Source organism: Dyella dinghuensis, from assembly GCF_003977615.1.
Lineage (GTDB): Bacteria > Pseudomonadota > Gammaproteobacteria > Xanthomonadales > Rhodanobacteraceae > Dyella_B > Dyella_B dinghuensis.
On sequence record NZ_RYZR01000003.1, the window covers coordinates 723,189 to 746,621 of the forward strand.

Genomic DNA, 23,433 nt, shown 5'->3' on the forward strand with positions numbered 1-23,433 from the left:
GAGGGATAGATGTCTACCTCAGCGCATCCACTACAGGTGGAACGCCTACATGGAACGCACAGCGTTCGTGGAGTGACGATCATGCGTAGCACTTCTTCGGGCAACTTAGTCAAACAAACATGTCTTGCGTCGGCAATCATGGTCGCGGTGATTTCACTGGCGGCCTGCAGTGGTTCGGGTTCCGTCCGATCCTCCGGGGGAGGGTCTGCAATCAGCCCAAGCAGCACTGGCTCGGGCGGCAGCACAGGAAGCGGCTCCGGTAGCGGTACGTCCGGCAGCAGCGGCAACAGTGGCACCGGTTCGGGCAGTGGCAGTGGAACGGGGACAGGCACCGGATCGGGTGGTGGTGGCATTACGGGTACCGGTGGCGGTGGATCGGGTGGTGGCGGATCCGGCGGTGGCTCGGGCGGAGGTTCCGGTAGCGGCGGTGGCTCCGGAGGGGGATCGGGTTCGGGAGGCGGTGGCGGTACGCCGCAACCTACGAGTCTGGTTGGCAGTGTCGCCACAGGTCTCGGTAACGTCGTGTCCGGCGCGGGTGGCGCGATCAGTACCATCGGTTCGCAAATACCCAATCAATCGCTGCTTGGCGGCAACACGCCAACCACACAGGGCTTGGCTGGTGTGATCACTAACACCGGCAACGCGGTATCGACGCTGGGTAATGGCGTCACCAGCGGTCTCGGTCAAATTGGCAACACCGGCAATCCCGTGGGTACGACGGTCGATAGCCTCGGCGGCGTGGTGGATGACTCCGGCAAAGCCGTCAACTCACTGGGCGATACGGTAACCAGCGTTGGCGATTTCCAAGGCTCGCCCATTCAACCGATCACATCGACACTTGGTGGCGCGGTCTCGATGGTCGGCAACGGCGTATCCGACGGAAGCACCCCGCTTGAGAACGCACTGAGCACCGGTGCCGTCAAAGCGGTCACGCAGACGCTCAGCAATGTGGTGACGCCGGTTGCCATGCTTGGGCAAAGCAACAGCCCGGGCAATGGCAATCTGATCGCTGCCGTTTCGCAAGTAGGCGGTGCAGCAACCAGCGGCACAGGCAATGTCGTCTCTGCAGTGGGTTCACAGATCGCCGGCTCGTCCGTACCGGGTGCATCTCCCATTACGCAATTCGTCGGCAACACCGTGCAAGGCACGGGTGGCGCTGTGACGACTCTGGGTAATGGCATTACCAGCGGTCTGGGACAGACTGGCAGCATCAGTAATCCGGTTGGTGTGACCGCAGTGGGCGCGACTACTTCCGTGACGGGCGTAGGCCAGACCCTGGCGACGACAGGTCAAACGTTGGCCGGTGCCACGGGTTCCGGCCCTGCAGCAGCCATCAACCCAGTCACCAGCACGGTGGGATCGGTGGTGAGCACAGCAGGTTCGGCCGTAGCTACGGTGGGAACGAACACAACTGCTGCCGTGAATGGCCCACTGCAACCGGTCACCCAAGGCGTGAGCAATCTGCTTAACGGCGTGAGTGGACTGACCGGTGACAGCGGCACCGGCAACCTGCTCAGCACGCTTGGCAATACCACCGGCGGTAGCAACGGCAAAGGCGGCCTGCTCGGCAAGCATACGCTTTAAGCCGAACGATCCACTGACAACGAGAACGCAAGTCGCAGGGAGGTGGCGCTGAGCCACCTCCCTCTTATGGGGCCGGCACGCGATCTGCCGTACTAGCGCGTGTCGTGATGGAAGACGACAAACAGGGGCAACGCATGAAGGCATGGATCGGCCCGGCTATTGGCATGTCGCTCGTCATGTCCGTGCAGGCGCAAGCGCAATTTCGCCCGCCGACGACTGCCAATCCGCTACAGAATTTGCCGCGCGTCGAAACGCCGAATGCGCCGCGCGTCAACACGCAAGTGCAGACCCAGGCCGCGAATCCACGTTTGGCCGCCCTGCTCGCCACGCAGATCACGCCGCAACGTTTCGACGTAACGGGCGTGCATGCCGTGCCGTTCAAGGAGATCGCAGCGTTGTTCACTCCGATGCGTGGCAAGACGGTTACCGTCGGAGATGTGCTTGCAGCGGCTGCGAAGATTACGGTTGTCTACAAGGCACACGGATATGCGTTGTCATTCGGCTATGTTCCCACCCAGAATTTCGCGGACGGCACCGTGCATGTCACCGTGGTCGAAGGCTACGTCGCTGATGTGGTCATCAAAGGCGATGCGGGAAACATGGAGCGAAAAATCCGCGCCATTGCCGCACATATCGTCAAGGACCGTCCGCTTCGACAGAAAACGTTCGAACGGTATCTACAGGTGCTCGGCATGCTACCGGGCATACACGTCAATGCGAACGTTCCCGCACCGACGACAACCGACGGCGCAACGCGTTTGGTAATCGATGTGACGCGTACGCGCTTCAACGCAACCACCGGCGTCGACGTCAACCATCCCGGCGTTCAAGGCTTGACTGCGGTCACGGAGAACGGTTTTACACCGCTTAGCGAACAGCTGACGTTTTCCACGCTGCTGCCTTCCGGCCCCGGTGATCAGCGACTGTATTCACTCGCCTACATGCAACCGGTTGGTGCAGACGGCTTGATGCTCCATGTGAGTGGTTCGCACTACCAGGGCAATCCGGACACGGACAATCAGCTGCCTTCGTATCTGCAACAGAGCATGGATCAGGATCAATATGCGATCAGTCTCTCTTATCCGCTGCTGCTGGATAGCCGCACCAATCTGACACTCACCGGCGGCGCGTACGCCACCGATCTGCAGGAGCGCTATACCAACACCGTGACCGGCGCGAGCGTGCTGCAGCAATACGATTTGCGTGTGCTCGATGCAAAACTCGATTACGTCAAGGCGCACGACAACAGCACGCAGAAGATCGATCTGGAAATCGCGCACGGACTGAATGCGCTGGGTGCCAGCGCGAGTGTCGTCACGCAGGTGGGTAACAACGTGCTGGTGACGCCTGCCAATGCCGAGTTCACGCGCTATGACGCCACGTTTATCCAAAGCAATGCGTGGCCACAGCGATTTGGAACGGTGTTCAATATCACCGGGCAACACAGCAACGATACGTTGCCTACCACCGAACAGATCAGCTTTGGCGGCCCGCGTTATGGGCTTGCGTACGATCCCGGTGAAACCTCAGGCGACAGTGGCTGGGGCGCGTCGATCGAAGTGAATCGGCACTACGATCTTTCCAACACGTGGGTGCGGCAAGTGACGCCTTACATCATCGGCCAATTTGCACGCGTGTATCTCAACGTGGGCGTGCCTTCGTTGGCGAAGCTGGGGACGGCGGGCGTGGGTGTGCGTTGGACGGATAAGCGTTATTACGCGTTTGACCTTACGGTGGCCGAGCCGGTTGGCGATGTTCCGATGGGTGCTCCGCATCGGGAACCGCGGGTGGATTTTTCTTTTAGCTACCAGTTGCATTGATGCTGGCACTTATCCCAAAGGGAAAAGGATTCAAGCTGCAAAGCTTCAAAACAAAACGGCCGCCAGCAGGCGGCCGTTTTGATATCACGAATAACCAAAATTACTTCTTGGCGAACAGATGCTCGACACCGGCGCGCTCTTCGCGCAGTTCTTTGTCGGTGGCATCCATGCGGGCACGCGAGAAGTCATTGATCTCCAGACCCTGCACGATCTCGTACTTACCGTTCTTCACCGTCACCGGGTAGCCGTAGATCACGCCCGGCTTGATGCCATACGAGCCGTCCGACGGAATGCCCATCGACACCCAGTCGCCTTCCGACGTGCCCAGCGCCCAGTTGCGCATGTGATCGATGGCTGCAGAAGCTGCCGACGCCGCCGAGGAAGCACCGCGTGCCTTGATGATCGCTGCGCCGCGCTGCTGCACGGTCGGGATGAAATCCTTCTCGTACCAGTTTTGATCGACGAGGCTGAGCGCAGCCTTGCCGCCGACGGTCGCGTGATGCAGATCCGGATACTGCGTGGAGCTGTGGTTGCCCCAGATGGTGACTTTCTTGATGTCGGTCGTGTGCTTGCCGGTCTTCTCGGCGAGCTGCGACAGCGCACGGTTGTGGTCCAGGCGCACCATCGCGGTGAAGCACTTCGGATCGAGATCCGGTGCGTTCTGCTGCGCAATCAGCGAATTGGTGTTGGCCGGGTTGCCGACCACCAGCACGCGCACATCACGCTTGGCGTGATCGTTCAGTGCTTTGCCCTGCGGCGAGAAGATCGCGCCGTTTGCTTCGAGCAGATCCTTGCGCTCCATGCCCGGGCCACGCGGACGTGCGCCGACGAGCAATGCGTAATCGACGTCCTTGAAGGCGACGTTCACGTCATCGGTGGCGACCACGCCAGCCAGCGTCGGGAATGCGCAGTCGTTGAGTTCCATCACCACACCCTGCAGCGCAGGCAGCGCCGGGGTGATTTCGAGCAGGTGCAGGATCACCGGCTGATCCGGACCGAGCATGTCGCCGGCAGCAATGCGGAACAGCAGGGCGTAACCAATCTGGCCGGCAGCGCCGGTCACGGCAACACGAACGGGTGCTTTCATCGTGGGAACTCCTTCAGGTGCATAAAACGAGGCCCGCATCCTTACGACGCGGGCCGGTAAATAAATCAGGTCAGTTCGGCAAAGAATTGGGTAATGCGATCCAGTCCCGGCTGAAGTTGTGCGGTGGGACAGGTGTAGGAAATGCGCATCGCAAGCGGCTCGCCGAATGCGGAGCCCGGCACGCAGGCCACGCCCTTCGCTTCCAGCAACGCTGCGCATACATCGACGTCGTTCTCCAGACGCTTGCCGTTGTGGCTCTTGCCAAACGCCACCGAGATATCCGGGAATGCATAGAACGCGCCTTGTGGACGCGGACACACCACACCGGGAATCGCTTTCAGCGCATTGACGACAATATCGCGCTTCTCGGCAAATTCCTTGCACTTCGCCTGCGGAATATCCTGCGGGCCACTGAACGCCGCGACGGCCGCGGCCGTGATCACTTCCGGCACGCTGGTGATGTGATTGGAGTTGAGCGTGGTGACCGCTTTCGCCACCGACTCGGGACCTGCAATCAAACCCACGCGCCAGCCCGGCATGCCGTAGGTCTTGGATACCGAGTCGACAAACACGAGACGATCGCGCAATTCCGGACGCGCGAAGACAAAGTTGTGATAACCGATACCGTCGAACACCATCGAGTTGTAGATGTCGTCGGTGACAATCCACGTATCCGGATACTTCACCAGCACATCGGCCAGCGCAGCGATTTCTTCGCGCGTGTAAACCATGCCGGTGGGATTGGACGGATTGTTGAACAGGAACACTTTCGGCTTGCGCGCCAGTGCGGTTTCGAGCTGCGCCGGCGTGAGCTTGTAGTTCTGCGACGGGCCGCAATGCAGCACGTTCGCCTTGGCGCCGACGATGTCGGCGATGTCGTGATAGGTCGTCCAGTACGGCGCGGCAAAGCAGATCTCGTCGCCTTCGTTGAGCATCGCCTCGGCCAGGTTGTACAGCACCTGTTTCGCGCCAATGCCGATCGAAAGATTCGCACGGCCATAACCGCTAAAACCGAGCGCTTCGATGTGTTTCAGGAAGGCATCGAGCAACGCATCGGCGCCGCGATTGCTGCCGTACTGACCGCTATCGTGCGAAAGCGCCTCGCGGGCCGCCTGATAGACGTGATCGCCGGGCAGAAAATTCGGCACGCCGATGGAGAAACTGATGATGTCGCGGCCGGCAGCCTTGAGCTGCTTGGCCTTTTCGGCAATGACCATGATCGCGCTGGGTTTGGCGCGGCCGACACGCTGGGCGAGCTGGGGCATGGCTTCCTCGGAGGGGGACGGAAACAACAAACCCGGCAATTTTAGCATGCGGCGCCGCGTCAATCGCGGCCCCTGCCCCGGCTTCAAAAACTCCTATTGTTCCGTCACGTTCCGCTGGCATGATGAAGCGCCCCCGCAGCGCGGGGCGAAAGACGCCGTCCGACCAGCAGTTTGAATCACTGACTCAAGGAGTAGGTGCGTATGCTCAACTTCATCTGGTTCATCATCGTCGGTTTCTTCGTTGGCCTTATTGCCAGGTGGGTGGTCCCTGGCGAGAACCATATGGGCTTCCTCATGACCACGGTCGTGGGCATCGTGGGCTCCATCATCGGTGGCCTGATCGGTTATCTGTTCAAGCGGCCGCCGCCGGGCTCCAAGTTCCATACCGCCGGCTTTCTGATGTCGATCGTGGGCGCGATCATCCTGATGTTGCTGCTGCGCTATTTCAATCCGCAATAACCTCACGCGACTGCGCATAAAAAAGCACGGCGGGTTGCCCTGCCGTGCTTTTTTCGTGGAAGAGAAAAACGATCAGGCTGTATCGGTGTGCGGGCCAAACAGCTTGCCGGCCAGTCCCGCCAAGGACGATAGATCCAAGCCACTGCCATTGCTGGGCACCTGACCATTGGGGGTCAAGTGATCGACGGCATGCGGCAGCACCTGCGCAAGTCCGTTCATCACCTGGTCCTGGCTCATGCCCAATTTGCTTGCGGCTTCGGCAACGACCGAATTCAAACCGCCATTCTGCAACGCCTGTCCGAGTTGACCACTGGAAATGGCTTGATTGGCGCCGTTGCCAACCCACGATTGCACGGCGTCACTCATGCCGTGTTGCTGCAGAAGGTTGGTCAACCCCTGGATGCCGCCGGCTTGCTGGATCAATTGACCGGCCACCGAAACGAGCGATGCTCCACCTGCCGCCGCATCAGTCTGGTTACCGCCACCGAACAAACTGCCCAAATTTCCGAGGATGGACATCGCAGCACTCCTTTTCATCGCGTAATGAGGGGGCCCAGCGTCCGGATTGTAGGTCGACATCGGCTACACGAAAGTGACCATTCCGTGAAGAAGAAAGGCCGCCGGAGAAGCCCCGGCGGCCTTTTGTTTTTCTTGGGGAAGTGGAGCGATCAGGCGCGCTGATCGAGCACTTCGTTCCATTCCTTTACCCGATCGGCCTGCTTGGCGAGCAGTGCATCGACATCGCCTTCCACGGTGACCTTTTCAATGATGTCGCCTTGCTTGATGGCATCGACCACGGCCTGATCTTCCGCACCAACGATTTCGCCGAACACGCTGTGCTTGCCGTCCAGCCACGGCGTGGCGCCATGGGTGATGAAGAACTGGCTGCCGTTCGTGCGCGGGCCGGCATTGGCCATCGACAGAATGCCCGGCTTGTCATGACGCAGCGACGAATGGAATTCGTCCTCGAAACGATAGCCCGGACCGCCACGGCCGCTGCCTTCCGGGCAACCGCCCTGGACCATGAAGTCGGCAATCACGCGGTGGAACGCCAAACCATCGTAATAACCGCGGCGCGCCAGATTGACGAAACTCGCCACGGTGACCGGGGTTTTGTCGTCATGAAGACGCAGATGAATCGGACCGCGGTTGGTGGTGAGCGTCACATTGATGGCCATGGATAATCCTTCTTTGTCAGAGCTGAAACGATGCGTCCGGACGTCGGGCGCCTAATAGCCAAGGATAACGCCAGTAGCTCGGTGGGGACAGAATTTAGGGTAAATCCAGCATGAGCGCCTGCAATGGCCCCGCACCACGAGGCGCGCCGGCGGGTGCCGGGATATCGCTCGGCCAGGGTTGCTCCGCGTAGAGATGCGCGTAGAGCCGATCCAGCGCTGCGTAGCCGTAGGGCAGCAATGGCAAATGCCTGTCACCAAACCCGGGGAATGGCAGGAATGCATCGAAGTGCTGCGCGTGCGGGATTTTCCAATACAACGGCTGGCGTCCTTCATCGTGCAGCCACGCGATATAAGGTTCGGAGGTGAATGTCGTCGGCAGCAAACCATCGTCTGCACCGTGCACTACCCATAGCGGAAGACCGGCGCGCGGCAGCCTCGCAGCGAGTGCATTCACCGATGCATGCAGTGCAACCGCGTCGGCGTCGTTGCCTGTCCATAGCCGACGCAAGCATTCGGTACCGACAAATTGCGGATCGTCAGATGTATCCGTACCGCCGAACAAGCCCACGCCATTGCCGGGCGGAATGCCCGATGCGTCGGCCCACCAGCTTGCGCGCGTTGCATCGTCGGCAACGGCAGGTTTGCCCGCTGCGGTTATGGCTTCATAGCGATAACCACATGGCATGTCTTCGGAGCCGCGACGCAGATAAGCAGAGGCGTAGGCCGCGCCGATCACACGCCACAGATCCAGCGCCGTGGACGACGCGCCGGTAGCCATGGCCTGATCGGTCCACCCTCTGCTGCACAAATGTTCGTATGCCTCAGCGGCCTGTGCTTGCAGCGTGGATGTCTTCAGCAAGCCTTGCGTATGCAGGCGCGCGCAACGCGTCACCCATGTTGCATGCGGTTTGCCCTGCGCATCGCGTGCGAACGGCGTCGAAGCGAAACGTTCGTCCAGCAATGCACACGGCAACCACATCGCCGCCTCGGTCATGTAGTCGAAGAGTGCCGGGCCGTTGGGCGTGTGCACATTCGGTTCCAATGCAACAACACCGGCCAGCATGTGCTGATCGTCCAAACCAGCCGCCTGCAATACCGCACCGCCGCCGTTGGACAAACCCGTTGCGATGATCTTTGTATTCTGCGGTGTGAAAGGCGCCTGATCCGGAAAAGCACGATCAAGCATCGCTAGACCAAACTGCGCGGCCTGCAAAACGTGACGCCCCCAGTCGGCCTCCGGGTTATCGCCGGAATGCGCATGCTTTATCGCAATGCCTTTGCTGGCTGACGGCGACGGTTCGAATTCCAGCATCGCGGTGCCGCGTATGGCGCGCCGACCGTCCAGTGCGACGCCCGTGTCGTCGGCATAGTCGAAGTAACCCGATCCGGTTCCTTTATCGGTGTACGCCACCGCGCAACCGCGTGACAGGCCCCATGCACCGGCCAACGCAATCGCGCCGTAAATGCCGCGCGATCCGGACGACGCCGTGACGATAAGACACCGGCGTGCCTTGTCGAAATGGTCCGGTACCTGCAGCAAGACGCGATGCGGCGCATGTGCGCCTGGAATTTTCGCAAACGCCTGATACTCGCGGCCGGGCACATCGGGAACGGCACCATAAACAGAACCGTAACCGCCAAGCGGGCCCAAATCGGCGATCCCCGCCCAGCTCGTGCGGATCGCCCGGCATCGCAACTCCTGCACGGTGGGATGCTGTGGATCTGCAAAAGGGGCCGGAGGCGCCCTGAGCCCAGCCAAACCCAGACCACCACTGAGCAAATCGTCATGGTCGCGATGCTCGGTGACGCAGACATCGCCCTGAACGAAATCGATCCCTTGCATCGGAGGCTCCGTAGACGACCGCCCGACAATATACGCAGCGACGCCTGTTAGGGGGCAAACCCGTGCCGATGCTCGGCTACAGCCTTACCGGCGGCCAACCCGAAGCCCTCACATTTGTGAATAAACAGCCCTTCATCCCCAGACCGAGGCGACCCACACTGACGGCAACCCAGCACGCCGCAACCCTCGCGCGGCACTGCGTTATGCAGATATCAAGCAAGCTGTCACATAACTCCGTATAATTGGCGGGTTAACCCTAACCGAAACCTGCGCGGCGATCTTACGGCTCGCCCAAGCCCTATATCCATGTCCATCGAAAACCTGCGCAATATCGCCATCGTCGCTCACGTCGACCATGGCAAAACCACCCTCGTCGACCAGCTGCTGAAGCAGTCGGGCACGCTGTCCGAACGCACGGTGCTCGCCGAACGCGTGATGGACAGCAACGATCAGGAAAAAGAACGCGGCATCACCATTCTTGCCAAGAACACCGCGATCACCTGGCGTGGCAACCGCATCAACATCGTCGACACCCCAGGCCACGCGGACTTCGGCGGCGAAGTGGAACGTGTGCTGTCGATGGTCGATACCGTGTTGATTCTCGTCGACGCGATGGACGGCCCGATGCCGCAGACGCGCTTCGTCACGCAGAAGGCGTTCGCGATGGGCTTCAAGCCGATCGTGGTGATCAACAAGATCGACCGCCCGGGCTCGCGCCCGCAATGGGTTGTGGACCAGGTGTGGGATCTGTTCGATCGCCTCGGCGCCACCGCCGAGCAGATGGACTTCCCGATCGTCTACGCGTCGGCGCTGGGTGGCTATGCCAGCCTTGAAGACTCGGCTCGCGAAGGCGACATGACCCCGCTTTACCAGGCGATCATGGATCATGCGCCGAAGCCGGAGGTCGACCCGAACGGCCCGTTCCAGATGCGCATCAGCCAGCTGGACTACAACAACTTCGTTGGCGTCATCGGCATTGGTCGCATCCAGCGCGGCACGCTGAAGAAGAACATGCCGGTCGCCGTGATCAATCGCGAAGGCAAGAAGCGCCAGGGCAAGGTGCTGCAGGTGCTCGGCTTCATGGGCCTGGAGCGCATCGAGCAGGACAGCGCCGAAGCGGGCGATATCGTCGCCATCTCCGGCATCCAGGATCTGACCATTTCCGACACGGTCTGCGCGCTGGATACCCCGGAAGCGCTACCGGCCCTGACCGTCGACGAACCGATGATCAGCATGACCTTCCAGGTCAACAACTCGCCGTTCGCCGGCAGCAAAGACCTTTCGGGCGGCAAGTTCCTGACCAGCCGCCAGCTGAAGGATCGTCTGGACCGCGAACAGGTGCACAACGTGGCCCTGAAGGTCGAGCAAGGCTCCGATGCCGACAAGTTCCTCGTCTCCGGTCGCGGTGAATTGCATCTGTCGGTGCTGATCGAGAACATGCGCCGCGAGGGCTACGAACTCGCCGTATCGCGCCCCGAAGTGATCATCAAAGAGATCGACGGCCAGAAGATGGAGCCGATCGAACAACTCGTGGTCGACGTCGAGGAAATTCACCAGGGACCGGTGATGGAGCGCCTTGGCATCCGCAAGGGCCAGCTGAAGAACATGGAGTCGGACGGCAAGGGTCGTGTGCGTCTCGAATACCAGATCCCGGCACGCGGCCTGATCGGTTTCCAGAATCAGTTCAAGACCCTCACCCAGGGTTCGGGCCTGCTGTTCCACGTGTTCGACCACTACGGTCCGAAGGAAGAAGGCCAGATCGCCAAGCGCCTCAACGGCGTGATGATCGCCAACGCGGCCGGCACCACGCCCGCTTACTCGTTGGGGCCGTTGCAGGATCGCGGCAAGTTGTTCGCGGCGGAAGGCGATTCGGTCTATGAAGGCCAGCTCGTCGGTATTCACGCCAAGGACAACGACCTCACCGTCAACGCGATCAAACCCAAACCGCTGACCAACATGCGTGCGTCGGGCAAGGACGATGCTATCCAGCTGACTCCGGCGATCAAGTTCTCACTGGAACAGGCATTGGATTTCATCGACGACGATGAGCTGGTGGAGATCACCCCACGAGAGATCCGTTTGCGCAAGAAGCACCTCACCGAAAACGATCGCAAGAAAGCGTCGCGCGGCGCGGGATAAATGCATCGCTGCCAAGACAACGAAAGGCCACCGCAAGGTGGCCTTTTTGTTGGACGTCTTTTCGTTGACACACTCGCTTGCAGCTTGCAGCATGAGCGGTGCACCGGCGATTGGACGTCCGCAACCTTCACTCATGATCACCACGTTTCAACGCCGCGCCCGTCGCAACATCTTGTCGTGCCTGCTGATCGCCGCAGCGCCCTTGGCCGCTCACGCCGATGATGCGCCGCTGTTCGTGCCGCAATGGCTCGGCGCGCAATACACCTTCGTCGATCAAAATCAGTCGCGCGTGCACGCGCCCTACAGCGGCCCGTTGAGCCTCAATCCCAATGGATCGACAGCACGCTCGCACACGTTTGGCACGTATTTCGGCATCCAGCTTCCGGAACGTCTGCAGTTTTATCTCGACGTGGAAATGTTCAAGGGCGAAGGTGTAAGCGGCGCTACCGGTCTGGCTGGTTTGACGAATGGCGACATCATTCGCTCCGGCGTTGCTAGCCTTGGCAAACGTCCCTACGTCGCTCGCGCTTATTTGCGCTGGACGGTCCCACTCGGCGACCAGATGACGACCATCGAGCGCGGACAAGATCAGCTGCCGGGCCAAGAAGCGGCCAAGCACATTGAAATCAAAGTCGGCCTGATGGCGGTCAATGATGATTTCGACAAGAACCGTTACGCGAATTCGACACGCACGCAGTTCATGAACTGGTCGCTATGGAACAACACCGCCTGGGACTTTGCGGCTGACACGCGCGGTTACACCGACGGATTAATGGTTGGCTGGATCATGCCCGGATGGAGTCTGCGTTATGGCATCTATCGCATGCCGATCGAGGCTAACGGACAACCGCTGGAAGAATCGTTGAATGTAGCGAGCGGTCAGCAACTCGAATGGACGCTGCAACCGAAGCCCGATGGCTGGGCGCTACGTTTTCTGGGTTTCTACAACACCGGAAACATGGGCATTTATCAACAGGCCATCGATATCGCCGAAGCAACCGGTCAGCAGCCGAATGTTCACGACGACGATGCGCCCGGACGCCACAAGTTCGGCTTTGGCATCAACGGCGAACTTCCGCTGGCCGACAATGGCGACACCGGACTTTTCATGCGTGCAGGCTGGAACGACGGACACACCGAATCGTTCGTGTTTACAGAAGTCGATCGCGTGCTCAGCGGTGGCTTTCAATTATCCGGCGCGCATTGGGGCCGTTCCGACGATCGAGTCGGTTTGGGCGTTGCCATCGAAGGGCTATCGCGCATTCACTCCGAATACCTCACCCTGGGCGGCGACGGATTCCTGCTGGGCGACGGCACGCTGCGTTACGGTCCGGAACAGATTGCCGAGGCGTATTACAGCATCGCGGTGATCAACCACCTGACCATCACACCGGACATTCAATTCATTCGCAATCCCGGCTACAACCGCGATCGCGGCCCGGCGCGCTTTGCCGGTCTGCGCGCGCACATCGAATTCTGAGTTCAGCCCTGCAAACGATTGCTGCAGCGAATGGGCGCGGCGCTGACACGATGCATATCGAACACGAGCAACTCGTTGTGTCCGTGCTTGAACCATGACGCGGGGCAATACAGGCGCTGCTGCGGGCCGATTTGCCAGTAACGGCCAAGCGGCTTGCCATTGACCCACAGATAGCCTTTGTTCCACTCGCTCATGTCGATGTAGCAATCGCCCAGCTGGTCGAGCTTGACGATGGCCTTGAAGAACATGCCGGGACGAAGCGCAGAAGGCGAATTCCGTTCCATCGGCGGAAGGCCTGCGATATAGGCCTCATCCAGCGGCAGGCTATGCGCTTGCCAATCGTGCAGCTCTTCGCCGTTGAGCGTTACCGCGCCGACGATGCCCTTGAAGTCGTACATCGCTTGCCCGTAACCGACATGGCCGAAACTGTCGACCAGAATCTCCACCATCGCACCCACGCCGTTGGCGGGTGGCGGAATATCCACGTATTGCCGCACGTGCAAACCGGGTTTGTTCACGCGCGACACATAATCCAGGTATTTCCCGTCGCTCGATACCGTGCCGTAATCGCGCAGGCCTTCCATATTCAGCATGCCGCCGCTCAACAGCGTCTTGCGGTACAACACCATGCCTTGATTCTGCGCAAACAGGATTTCATTCGGATCGGGCTTCTTCACCTGCCGCGACGGCATCGGAAAGTTGTCCCAGATCGATGCATAGGGATGCGCCATCACATCATCAAAATGGATGGTCGGTGGCGCGGGCGGTGGATCCGAGACTGGCGCCGGCAGATGTGCCGTAATCACGGAACGGAAAGCGCGGTAATCGCGCGTCGCTTCGCCGCGCTCGTTTATCGGCGCACCGTAATCGTAGCTGGTGATGACCGGTTCGAAATTCGCGTAGTCGTTACGCGCGTTGGCACCGGCGGTGAAGCCGAAGTTGGTGCCGCCATGTACCACGTACATGTTGAACGAGCGGCCTTCGGCCATGAGCTTGCGCAAGGTCGGCAGATAATTGCCGCTTTGAAAAAACAGATCGCCCCAGTGCGTCAACCAGCCGGGATAACCCTCGCCGACCCACACTGGCGCGTCGCCCGCAATCGCCTGCGCGGCGGCAAAATCGGTATCGCCATCCAGGCCTAGTGCAGCGCCCGGCACATACGTGCCTGCTTTCTGGATTTGGTCCAATCCATCGGAGACCGAGAACGGTCCTTCGATGCCGTTTGCTTGCCACATCGTACGCAAGCGCAGCAGATACTCGCGATCGTGGCCAAACGATGCGTATTCGTTCTCGATCTGCATCATCAGGATCGGGCCGCCACGGTTGGCCATCAGCGGCGCAATCTTGGGACCCACCGCTTCCATGTAGCGTTGCACAGCGTGCATGTAGCGCGCGTCGTCTTTGGTGCGCACGCGAATGGAAGGATCGCGCAACAGGTATGCCGGCAGACCACCCAAATCCCATTCCGCGCAAACGTAGGGGCCTGGGCGCAGATAAACCCACATGCCTTCCTGCTGACACAACTTGATGAAACGGACGAAGTCGCGGCGCTCGGTCGTGAAGTCGAACACGCCCGGCTCGCTTTCGAAGTAGTTCCACATCAAGTAAATCGCGATGGTATTGAGTCCCATCGCCTTGGCCATCTGAATGCGGTGCAGCCAGTATTCGGCGGGAATGCGCGCGGGATGCATTTCACCGCTGCGTATCTGGAACGGTGTGCCGTCGAGCAGGAAATGTTGGCGGCTGAGCTCGAAACGATGCGGCTTGCCATCGGGGATGGGTTCGATACCGGATGCTTTGTCCGTTTCGCCATAAGCAACCGGCATGGCTGCAGCCAGCGGTGTCAAAAGCGCAAATCGAAGAAAATCGCGACGCTCCATGAATTCCTCAGCCAATAGCTCTACACATACTCCCTCCCCTGCTTGCAGGGGAGGGCCGGGGAGGGGTCAATCAATCTTGCCGCAACCATCACGGCTTCACCCCACCCCAACCCTCCCCCACTGCACGTAGGGGAGGGAGCGCGTTGCGGCTAGATCGAAAACTTACGCTCGCACCGCATCACTAACAACGGAGGCCGGAGGGTACATCAAGGCGTCAATTCAAGGGTCAATACTTCGAATGGCGCCAGCGTGATCGTGCTCACATGATCGGCATCGAGCTGCTTCGGAGCGCCACCGCTGTTCCACACGTCACGAACGTGGAACTGCCGCACCGCGCCTTTCGGCAATTCCAATTGCCGTTGCAGATCGATGACAGCCGTCTGTGCGTGTGAATCCGGATTGCGTAGCGTGATAATCGATTTGTTCGGCGACCACGACGCCCAACCGTAGACATCCAGCCGCCCCGGATCGCCGCCGATCCAATGCGAGTCGCGCAAAACATCCGCGTTACTGCGAGACCATTTGGCCGCTTCGGCCAGCGAATCCCAGTTGTCTTTGCTCAGCAGCGACGGCGTGATATACATCTCCTGCAGCTGCGTTCCTGTCCCGAAATAGGAATGCACTTCATTGGCGAAGTCGTGCCCGGGATCAGTATTGAGGCGCGTATTCTTCTGCGCATAGATGATGCCGTGAAGCATCAGCGAGTTGATCGGATACAGCGGACCTTGAATGACGATGTTTTCGTAAGTCTGCTGATCGCGATAAGTGATCCACTGCTCGCGCTCGGTACCCACACCCGCATGCCAGTCGTCTTCTCCGCCACGCCAGATGGAATCGGCATAGCGCAACCAGAATGGCGATGCCCAGGTACCGGTCGTGAGATTGATATAAGTTTCCGGATGAGAAGCGCGAATATCTTCGATCAGCGCAATCGCTGCAGAGAAGTCGCTATCGAAACGGCTGCCCGGAAATACGCTGTCGGCGTTACCGGTGCCATCGAACTTGAATTGGTTGATGCCGTCTTTGTCGAGCATTTCCATAACCGCATCATGGAAACGCTGGTAATACGTCGGACCAGAGAGCGCGAAGCCATCGTCGATGATTTCGTAGCCGGCTGCCTTGCCATTCTTCACACGCTCATCCTTGGGCGGCCCGTAACCGCCCCAAGGCGACAGCCACATGCCCGGCGCGGCACCGTATTTCGCCGCGGCGTCGCGCAACGGCACAAAGCCATGCGGGAAATCCTTGCTGAAATGCCAGCTGCCGGATCGATCATCCCAGCCATCGTCGAACAGGAAAGAGTCGAGCTTCACGCCGCGCTTGACGCTGAGCTCCTCACCGAAAGTGTTGATGCGATCGAGCGCCTGCGTTTCGGTATAGGGCGTGAAGTAACCGATGTCGTACCAGGAGTTGTAATGCAGGAAGGGGCGATAGGGATGCGCGCGCTCCCGCTCCACATATGTCGCAAAATCGCGCCGCAACTGACCATCACGAACGGCACCGACAACCGCCGAATACGTGATCGACTGATCTTTGCGAAGCGGCAGCGTACGCGCCATGCTGAGCACTACATGCTTGCCACGCACATCGCTATCCGACAATGGGTTCTCAAACCCCATATACATCCGCCCCGCCACCACTGGCGAACCTTTGACGGTGCCGTCGACTTCCGCATGATCGATGGTCGACGGAATTAGCGACACACTGGTAAGCGGCTCGTCCTGCTTCAAGGCGGTGACGGTGACGATTTCGCGCAGATAGGCCGAACCGTCGCGCTGCACAAGTTGCCAGTCAACACGAAAGCGCCCATCGGCATCGCCAAAGCTTGCGCTTACCGCCTTACCTGCCGAACGTTCCGCCAGATTCGGCGATTTTGGATCGGCCGGCAGCGCACGCTCGGACGGAGCTGCCAGCAAATGCATATCGCCGGCCTTGATGGATTGCTTGTTCCGCAAGGTCAAATCGAACAGCGCGTCGACTTTCAACGCCTGGCCATTGTCGCGATCCGTGATGGTCAAGCCAGTCAGACGATTTTGAGCGACCACCCAGGCCGCCTCGACAGCGGCATTGCCAAAATGCGCCTGCCCGGTCTGAACCGCGTAGACGGGCGCTCCGGGATTGAGAATCGCCGCATCGTCCGCATGCGCCAACGACGAACCACCCAAACACGCACCTATCAGGCCGATGGCGAGACCCGTCCTGCGCATCGATAGCAACTTGTTGCGATACACGTGAAACATGGAAACCTCTTGAAGAGCGGCAGCCTTTGGCGCCTTGGTAGCACTCGAAGCGATGATTTTTGTTCAAGCGGCGAGGCTGCAAAGATTTATACCCCTTGCAGACCTCGCCTTTGTCACATCAGAACTTCTGTGAATAACGCACGTAGACATAGCGGCCAAGGTCATACGACGAGTTGTAGTCGTACGGCGTATCGCCGCTCTGATAACCACCGTACACGTTCGGGCTGACGCGATTGAAGATGTCGTTCGCTCCAAGCGAGATCGTGGCATGCCACGGCGCGTTCCAGTACACCTGCAGATCGTTAAACGTGATGGATGGAATCTGCGTCTGCGGCACCACGCCGACACCCGGTGCATAGTAGTTGGGTAGCGTGCACGGGAACGCCGTAATACCCGTCGACGGCGCATAGGCGCAATCCACCTTGTACGGCGAGAAGTAACGCACCGTCCAGCTTGCACCGAAATCGTGCCAGCTCCAGTTCAGTGTCACGTTGTCGCGCAAACGCCACGATGTGTAGTAGTTCTGCGTGTTACCCGCCATGTAGATGACGTTCGAGCCGATCGTCGGCAACATGTTGAACGCTGCGATGTACGTACCATTCATGCCCAGCTTGAAGTTGCCGACCGGTGTCTCGGGGAAGCGGTAGTTGAACGAGAAATCGTAGCCGCGCTCCTTCAACCAACCTGCGTTCGTTTCCAGATTCAACAGATCGTAGATCTGGCCGGTAGTTGGATTGCGCTTGAACTGACCGCACGCCGACTGGATGCTGTACTGATAACAATCGGCGATGAGCTGATCGTTGCTGATGCCCGTGATCAGGTTGCGGATGTTGTACGTCCACCAGTCGACGGTCGCGTCGAAACCGGGCAACCATGCCGGACTGTAAACAAGGCCCACGTCACCGTTGTAGGACGTTTCCGGGCGCAGGTTCGGGTTGCCGCCGGTCCAGTTGGTCGTTGGCTCGGCACCCTCACCGCTAGGCGATGTAATGGGAGCGCCGGTGTTGTCGGTCTGGCGGAAATTCGCCGGCACACCCTGGATACCGCCATAACCGGTCAAGCAACGTTGTGCGACAAGCGCGTTGTTGCCGTACGCGGAGAGGCCATACACCGAGTCGCACGGGTCGGTGAACGTACCAGCGGGATAACGGCCCTGGAAAAGATCGTTGACCGTCGGCGCGCGGAAACCAGTGCCGTAACTTGCACGCACCAGCACGTCGTCGATCGGCTTCCACGTCAATTTGAACGAGCTGTTGGTCGTGCTGCCGAAGTTGCTGTAGTGCGAATAGCGTGTCGCCACATCGAGGCTGAGGCTTTGCGCACCGGGCAAATCTTTCAGCAGCGGCGCGTTGACTTCCGCGTACGCCTCGTTGAGATCGTAACTGCCGCTATTGGGACCTACGCCACCGTCGGTCGAATAACCCGCGTAGGCAAACGGATCGGGCGAGTCATAACCGGACTCATCGCGATGCTGCACACCCGTGGAGAACGTCAGATCGCCGCCCGGCAACTCCGCCAGATCGCCGCCAAAGTCGGCAACCCATGCGCGCTCGTTGCTGCCGTAATGTTCGATGCTGTTGATTGCGATGTATTTGAGCTCCTGCGGCGTGAGCGGCGCAAGCGGATTGATGGGCACGCATCCGGCAATCACGTTGCCCGGTGTGCCACACACCACAGTGCCACCCTGTGAGAACGAAGGGCCCAATGCATTGGCAACGTTGATCAGGTTGAAATAACCGGTGCGCGTGTTAACACCGCTGATCTTGCTGTCGTACGTGTACACATCCCAATTGAATTCGTGTTCGCCGATGCTGAAGACGCCATCCAGGCCAAAGCTGTAACGATAGTTCTTGTTATCGTTCCAGCTGATATAGCTGTCCTCTGGCGCATAGCGGGCGAACTGGACCGGCTGAATACCGTAAAGCGGATTGTAGTAACTGTATTCGGAAAGCACTGAAGGATACGCGCCGTTCGAGCCCATGCCCGAATAGAAATAGGGCGAGCCCGATTGCGCGGTTTCGTAGTCGGCGTTGTACCCGTAGTTGAACTTGAACGTGATGTTGTCGGTGATCTTGTAATGCGCATCGAGGTACAGGTTCTTGGTCCTGTCCTCCGTCAGCAACATATTCGTGCGACCGGCGTAGGGGTTGTAATTCTGGTCGCCCGCATTCGCGAGGCTGGTGATGTTCCCGTTTGCTGCGTACGTCGGATACACGTAAGGATGGTAATCGTTGATGTTCATCGGATTACCACCCGCATTGAGCACCCACGGTTGAACCGCGCCGTTGACGGTGGCGGCGCCCGGATAGTTGAGGATCTGCGCCTGTGGACCAGTCTGATTCAAGCCGTAATACGGATACTGCGACGTATAGGGGTACGCCGAGAAACTGCGATCGTCCGCCCAGACGGCGCTCTGATTCTGAAACGACGCACTGAACACAACGCCACCGCGATCATTGCTCTTGCCTGCGGTAAAACTGTTCTGCGTCTGACGGCCATCCGCATGCGGCATATATTCGCCGTCGTACGTATCGAGCTGAACGCCGTTGAAGTTCTTTTTCGTGACGATGTTGATCACACCGGCGATGGCATCGGAACCGTAAACCGCAGAGGCACCCGTCGCAAGAATGTCGATGTGATCGACAATGGATGTCGGGATGACGTTGATATTGGTGTAACCGCCATGTGCGGCACCAATGCGTTGACCATCCACCAGCACCAGCGTACGCATGGCACCCAGACCGCGAAGATCGATGAACGAACCGCCCTGGTTAGGGCCCAGATCACCCGGTGCGGATCGGCTGAGATCCGGCGGCGACATCGACGATACGTTCTGCAACAACTGACCGACCGTCGCGAAACCCTGCTTCTGGATATCCTGCGCAGTGATCGTGACTACGGGCTGCGCCGCCTCGACATCCACACTGCGAATGTTCGAACCCGTCACGGTGACAGCTTCAAGGTTGACGGCCTTCTTCGTCGAAGGCGGATTCGCTTGCGTGGCCTGACTCGTCTGGCTGCTGCTCACGTTGGACGACTGGGTCGTCGACGATGTCTGGGCAACCGCAGCACCGGCAAATGCAAACCCTGTCAAAGCGATTGCGACGTGAAGCGAGAGCAGCGTTTTCTTGATCGTGGGGCGAGTGAACCGTTCCGTGCCGCGTTCGGTGCCGCGGCAACTTGTTTTTGTGGTGTGCATCAAAACCCTTCCTCCCGTGTTGTGATGTCGCATCACCGGCAATCGTGTTGCCGCGTGCGAATATTGATCGTCGGGCGAAAGCTCCCCTTGCGCCCGACACTCAGTGTTCTGTTCCCTACTTGCGTTTGCTATGCATCATCGTGGTGATGTGCTGTGCGCTTTCTCCGGTTCCCGGAGACGGCTTACCTTTACCGAGGGAAGCAACGACTCCACGCTGCTTCGTTCTGCAAAACCTGTTTCTTCCGTCTGCGCGTTGGCCATGCCGCTGGCGACCGCCAACCGCAATGCTTCATCGAGCGGCATATTTCGCTTCAGCGCCACCGCAAAGCCGGCGAGAAAGCAATCGCCGGAACCGACGCTGTTGCGCACACGTATCGAGCTCCCTTGCGCATGCCAGACGCCGCTTTCATCAGCGGCCACGGCGCCGAGCTCGCCCATCGTGACAACCGGCACGGCAACGCCGCGCTCGCGCAAGGCCACTGCCGCGCGTTCGGCAGCCAACAAATCATTGACTGGCTGACCGATCCATTCGCTGATCTCATCGCGATTGGGCTTGACCATGAACGGTTTTGCGTCGATGGCATGCCGCATGGCATCACCGCTTGCATCGACAAGACAGCGCTTGCCGCGTTGCCGCGCGTATTCGACGAGGCCGGCGTAGACCGTCGCGGTCAGTCCGCGCGGCAAGCTTCCGCAGAGAATCACCAGCTCGCTTTCATCGATGCTGCGCCGAAAATGCTCTAGCAGCGCCTCGCATTCGGATCGCAAGAGTTCCGGACCCTGCCCCAATATTTCCGTGATCGTGCCGCGTGCATCGCGTAGTGCCAGGCAATGGCGAAGTTCGCCACCCACATCGACGCCGTGAAACGCAACACCGCGCTCACGCATGCGGCGATCAATCAAAGCGCGATGCGTAGCATCCACCAAGCCGATCAGTTGCACGCGCTCACCCAGCGCCGCAATGGTTTGCGCAACGTGCACACCCTTCCCACCGGGATAAACATGTTCAACCTGGACCCGATGCACCTCGCCAGGATTCAGCGCTTCGAGCTGAATAAAACGATCGATAGCCGTGTTGAATCCGGCGACTGTGATCATGGCTTTGCCGCCATCATGGACATGGCTTGATCAGCCGTGGCTTGTGCTGCCGTGCCACCCATGCCGCGGGTGGAAAGACTTCCGCACGCGCTACCCCACCGCATGGAATCCAGCCACGACGCCTTGCGTAGCCACGCATGCAAGAAACCGGCGTCGAATGAATCACCGGCGCCCGTGCTGTCGATGGCGTCGACGGGATAGGCGGGTACATCAACCTTCAAGCCATCGTCCAGGCTGGTGCATCCGTCGCTGCCGCGCTTTACGACAGTGCGAGTGCGGCCGTTTTGTACGGCAGCCAATGCTTCGCCCAGATCGTCACGGCCCGTGATCGCTTCCAACTCCTGCGCGTTGGGTAGAAACACATCGACGTGTTGCAAAGTCTCAAGCACGTCGCCTTCCCACTTTTGCTCGGGATCGAAACCCGGATCGAGCGATGTGGTGAGGCCTAATGCGGTGGCGCGCTCGAACAATCGGCGACAACCGGGCCGCAATGCCTTCTGCAGGAAGTAGGAAGAGATGTGCAGATGAGTCGCTTTTCGCAGCCACTCGTCCTGCACTTCATCGGCACGCAGTTCGGCCATGGCGCCTGCGAATGTGACGAGTGCGCGGTCGTTCGGTGTCGACAATGAAGCGGTGACACCGGTGCGCAGCGACGCATCGGGTCGCAGCGAAGAGGTATCGATTCCGGCGTCGCGCAATGCACGCAGGCAATACTCGCCGGACGCATCCGAGCCGAGTCTCCCGTGAAATGCGACATGATTTCCGAGCTTCGCCAAGCCCATCGCGCAAATCATCGATGAGCTGCCCGGCGTCATCACGAAGTCGTCGGCAAGCACTTCCTTGCCCGGCATCGGTAGCGCACGGCAGCCCTTGAAGACGAAATCCACGTTGATCTCGCCAACCACCAGGATGCGTACGGGCTGCTGGGTCGTCTTCACGGCGATGCTCCGTGAATGGCGAAGTCCTCGACAACACGAGTCAGCACACCTTCGGATGGCGCATCGGGTTTGCAGCCCAAGTGCAGGCAGCGGAAAAATGCCAGCAGTTGTGTCGCCACCACATCGGTAAGTACAGCAGCGGTATCGGCATTGGATGTCGCGAAAGGTGCGTCGACATAAACGTCGTTAACGCTAATCACTTCTGATGGCACGTCCGCACCGACGATCAGCTTGGCCAAGCCAAGCCGCTTGCGCGACACCTCACGCAACACATCCAATTCATAACGGCGAACATCGGCCTTGGGCGACAACAACGCCACAATCAACGTCGACGGATGGATGAACGACATCGGTCCATGCCGGAGGCCAAGGAATGTTTCCGCCATGGTGACGACCCTGCCACCGGTCATCTCCAGCATTTTCAGCGCGCCTTCGCGTGCGGCGCCAAACGCAGGCCCGCTACCGAGATAGACCACCGATGCGATATCGCGCTGCGCCAGCGCGGCCACGCTGTCGGACGACGTATCGAAAACCCGCCGCACATTCGACGCAGCCTGATCGATGGCGTCTTCGACCATCGCATCGCGCGTACGCTGCAGCAACGCAGTACCGCCGAGCAGCAGATTGGTGAAGCTGCTGGTCATTACCAGACTGCGGTCGTTGGTGCGTTCGTCCAGCACCAGCACCGTGACGCGCGGATCGTTGTTGTATTGCGTGGCGAGCTTGCCGTCGGCGTTGCAGGTAATCACCAGATGCCGCCATTGAGGCGCTTCGGCCAGCAAGGTGCTCACCACACCGCCGCTTTCGGGACTGTCGCCCGAGCGCGCCAGCGAAATCAGCAAGCCGGGGCCTTGCGGCAGTACGCTGTCCCAATGCGTCAGCAGTGTGCCCGCGGCGATCGCCTGCACGGGTACGCCAAGACCCGATTGCAGGATCGGCGCGAGGCATTCGCCGATGTACATGGAACTGCCCGACCCCGTGAGCACGATATGCATCGGCCGCGGCTCGATCGCTTTCGCCACCCGCTGCTGGACGATGGTGCTATGGAGCAAATCGAACGTGTCTTTCCAGGTCGCCGGTTGCTGCAGGATTTCCCGCAGGGTGTCGGCATAGCCTTCCGCCTGCTGCTCGGCGGCCGGCGCAGCCGCCAGCGTCTCCAGCATTGTTTTTTCTTTCGTTTTCTTATGAAGTATTGACATTTTGCTCAATTCGCTCGAATGTGA

The 23,433-nt window shown here is 59.6% G+C and carries 16 protein-coding genes; 5 read left to right on the forward strand and 11 right to left on the reverse strand.

The window, feature by feature from the left end; all coding sequences use genetic code 11:
* The first annotated feature begins 81 nt into the window (after positions 1-81).
* Together EKH79_RS06440 and EKH79_RS06445 are read left to right on the forward strand one after the other, a co-directional pair.
* Positions 82-1,584: a collagen-like triple helix repeat-containing protein gene (locus EKH79_RS06440; protein WP_126672935.1), complete on the forward strand. Its 1,503-nt coding sequence runs from the start codon at positions 82-84 to the stop codon at positions 1,582-1,584.
* A gap of 134 nt (positions 1,585-1,718) precedes the next feature.
* Positions 1,719-3,404, forward strand: a complete 1,686-nt coding sequence (locus EKH79_RS06445) for a ShlB/FhaC/HecB family hemolysin secretion/activation protein (RefSeq protein ID WP_158621207.1) — start codon at positions 1,719-1,721, stop codon at positions 3,402-3,404.
* A 100-nt stretch (positions 3,405-3,504) separates the two neighbouring features.
* On the opposite strand, the gene EKH79_RS06450 is transcribed toward EKH79_RS06445, so the two are convergent.
* Both EKH79_RS06450 and EKH79_RS06455 read right to left on the reverse strand, forming a co-directional pair.
* On the reverse strand, positions 3,505-4,491 hold the full coding sequence (locus EKH79_RS06450; RefSeq protein WP_126672937.1) for a malate dehydrogenase: 987 nt from the start codon (positions 4,489-4,491) through the stop codon (positions 3,505-3,507).
* A gap of 65 nt (positions 4,492-4,556) precedes the next feature.
* Positions 4,557-5,756 (reverse strand): pyridoxal phosphate-dependent aminotransferase, encoded by a 1,200-nt coding sequence (locus EKH79_RS06455; protein ID WP_126672938.1) that lies wholly within the window; start codon positions 5,754-5,756, stop codon positions 4,557-4,559.
* Positions 5,757-5,957: 201 nt separating this feature from the next.
* On the opposite strand from EKH79_RS06455, the gene EKH79_RS06460 reads away from it, so the two are divergent.
* The gene (locus EKH79_RS06460; protein WP_126672939.1) at positions 5,958-6,215 is read left to right on the forward strand and encodes a GlsB/YeaQ/YmgE family stress response membrane protein; all 258 of its coding nucleotides are present in this window, start codon (positions 5,958-5,960) and stop codon (positions 6,213-6,215) included.
* A 72-nt stretch (positions 6,216-6,287) separates the two neighbouring features.
* Here EKH79_RS06460 and EKH79_RS06465 read toward each other — a convergent pair whose 3' ends face one another.
* The 3 genes from EKH79_RS06465 to EKH79_RS06475 form a co-directional block, all read right to left on the reverse strand.
* On the reverse strand, positions 6,288-6,794 hold the full coding sequence (locus tag EKH79_RS06465) for a YidB family protein (protein ID WP_484481983.1): 507 nt from the start codon (positions 6,792-6,794) through the stop codon (positions 6,288-6,290).
* An 89-nt stretch (positions 6,795-6,883) separates the two neighbouring features.
* Positions 6,884-7,393: a peptidylprolyl isomerase gene (locus tag EKH79_RS06470; RefSeq protein ID WP_126672941.1), complete on the reverse strand. Its 510-nt coding sequence runs from the start codon at positions 7,391-7,393 to the stop codon at positions 6,884-6,886.
* Positions 7,394-7,487: 94 nt separating this feature from the next.
* Complete coding sequence (locus EKH79_RS06475; protein WP_126672942.1) at positions 7,488-9,236, reverse strand: 3-hydroxybutyrate oligomer hydrolase family protein; 1,749 nt, start codon at positions 9,234-9,236, stop codon at positions 7,488-7,490.
* 306 nt (positions 9,237-9,542) lie between these two features.
* Here EKH79_RS06475 and typA point away from each other — a divergent pair, with 306 nt between their 5' ends.
* Entirely contained in the window at positions 9,543-11,375 is a 1,833-nt protein-coding gene (typA, locus tag EKH79_RS06480; RefSeq protein WP_126672943.1) for a translational GTPase TypA, read from the forward strand.
* 91 nt (positions 11,376-11,466) lie between these two features.
* Positions 11,467-12,855: a carbohydrate porin gene (locus tag EKH79_RS06485; protein ID WP_233590204.1), complete on the forward strand. Its 1,389-nt coding sequence runs from the start codon at positions 11,467-11,469 to the stop codon at positions 12,853-12,855.
* Positions 12,856-12,857: 2 nt separating this feature from the next.
* Here EKH79_RS06485 and EKH79_RS06490 read toward each other — a convergent pair whose 3' ends face one another.
* From EKH79_RS06490 to EKH79_RS06515, 6 genes are all read right to left on the reverse strand, one after another.
* Positions 12,858-14,735, reverse strand: a complete 1,878-nt coding sequence (locus EKH79_RS06490; protein ID WP_126672944.1) for a beta-galactosidase — start codon at positions 14,733-14,735, stop codon at positions 12,858-12,860.
* Between the two features lie 206 nt (positions 14,736-14,941).
* Positions 14,942-16,975, reverse strand: a complete 2,034-nt coding sequence (locus tag EKH79_RS06495; RefSeq protein WP_199754152.1) for an enterotoxin — start codon at positions 16,973-16,975, stop codon at positions 14,942-14,944.
* 118 nt (positions 16,976-17,093) lie between these two features.
* Positions 17,094-20,174, reverse strand: a complete 3,081-nt coding sequence (locus EKH79_RS06500) for a TonB-dependent receptor plug domain-containing protein (RefSeq protein ID WP_158621208.1) — start codon at positions 20,172-20,174, stop codon at positions 17,094-17,096.
* Between the two features lie 135 nt (positions 20,175-20,309).
* Positions 20,310-21,272: a 1-phosphofructokinase family hexose kinase gene (locus EKH79_RS06505; protein ID WP_126672946.1), complete on the reverse strand. Its 963-nt coding sequence runs from the start codon at positions 21,270-21,272 to the stop codon at positions 20,310-20,312.
* A complete protein-coding gene (locus EKH79_RS06510) occupies positions 21,269-22,210 on the reverse strand; it encodes a carbohydrate kinase family protein (RefSeq protein ID WP_126672947.1) in 942 nt (313 codons plus the stop codon). The genes EKH79_RS06505 and EKH79_RS06510 overlap by 4 nt, the downstream gene beginning before the upstream one ends.
* Positions 22,207-23,373, reverse strand: coding sequence for an SIS domain-containing protein (locus tag EKH79_RS06515; RefSeq protein WP_199754154.1), 1,167 nt, complete (start codon positions 23,371-23,373; stop codon positions 22,207-22,209). Before EKH79_RS06515 ends, EKH79_RS06510 begins: the two co-directional genes overlap by 4 nt.
* Positions 23,374-23,433 lie beyond the last annotated feature (60 nt).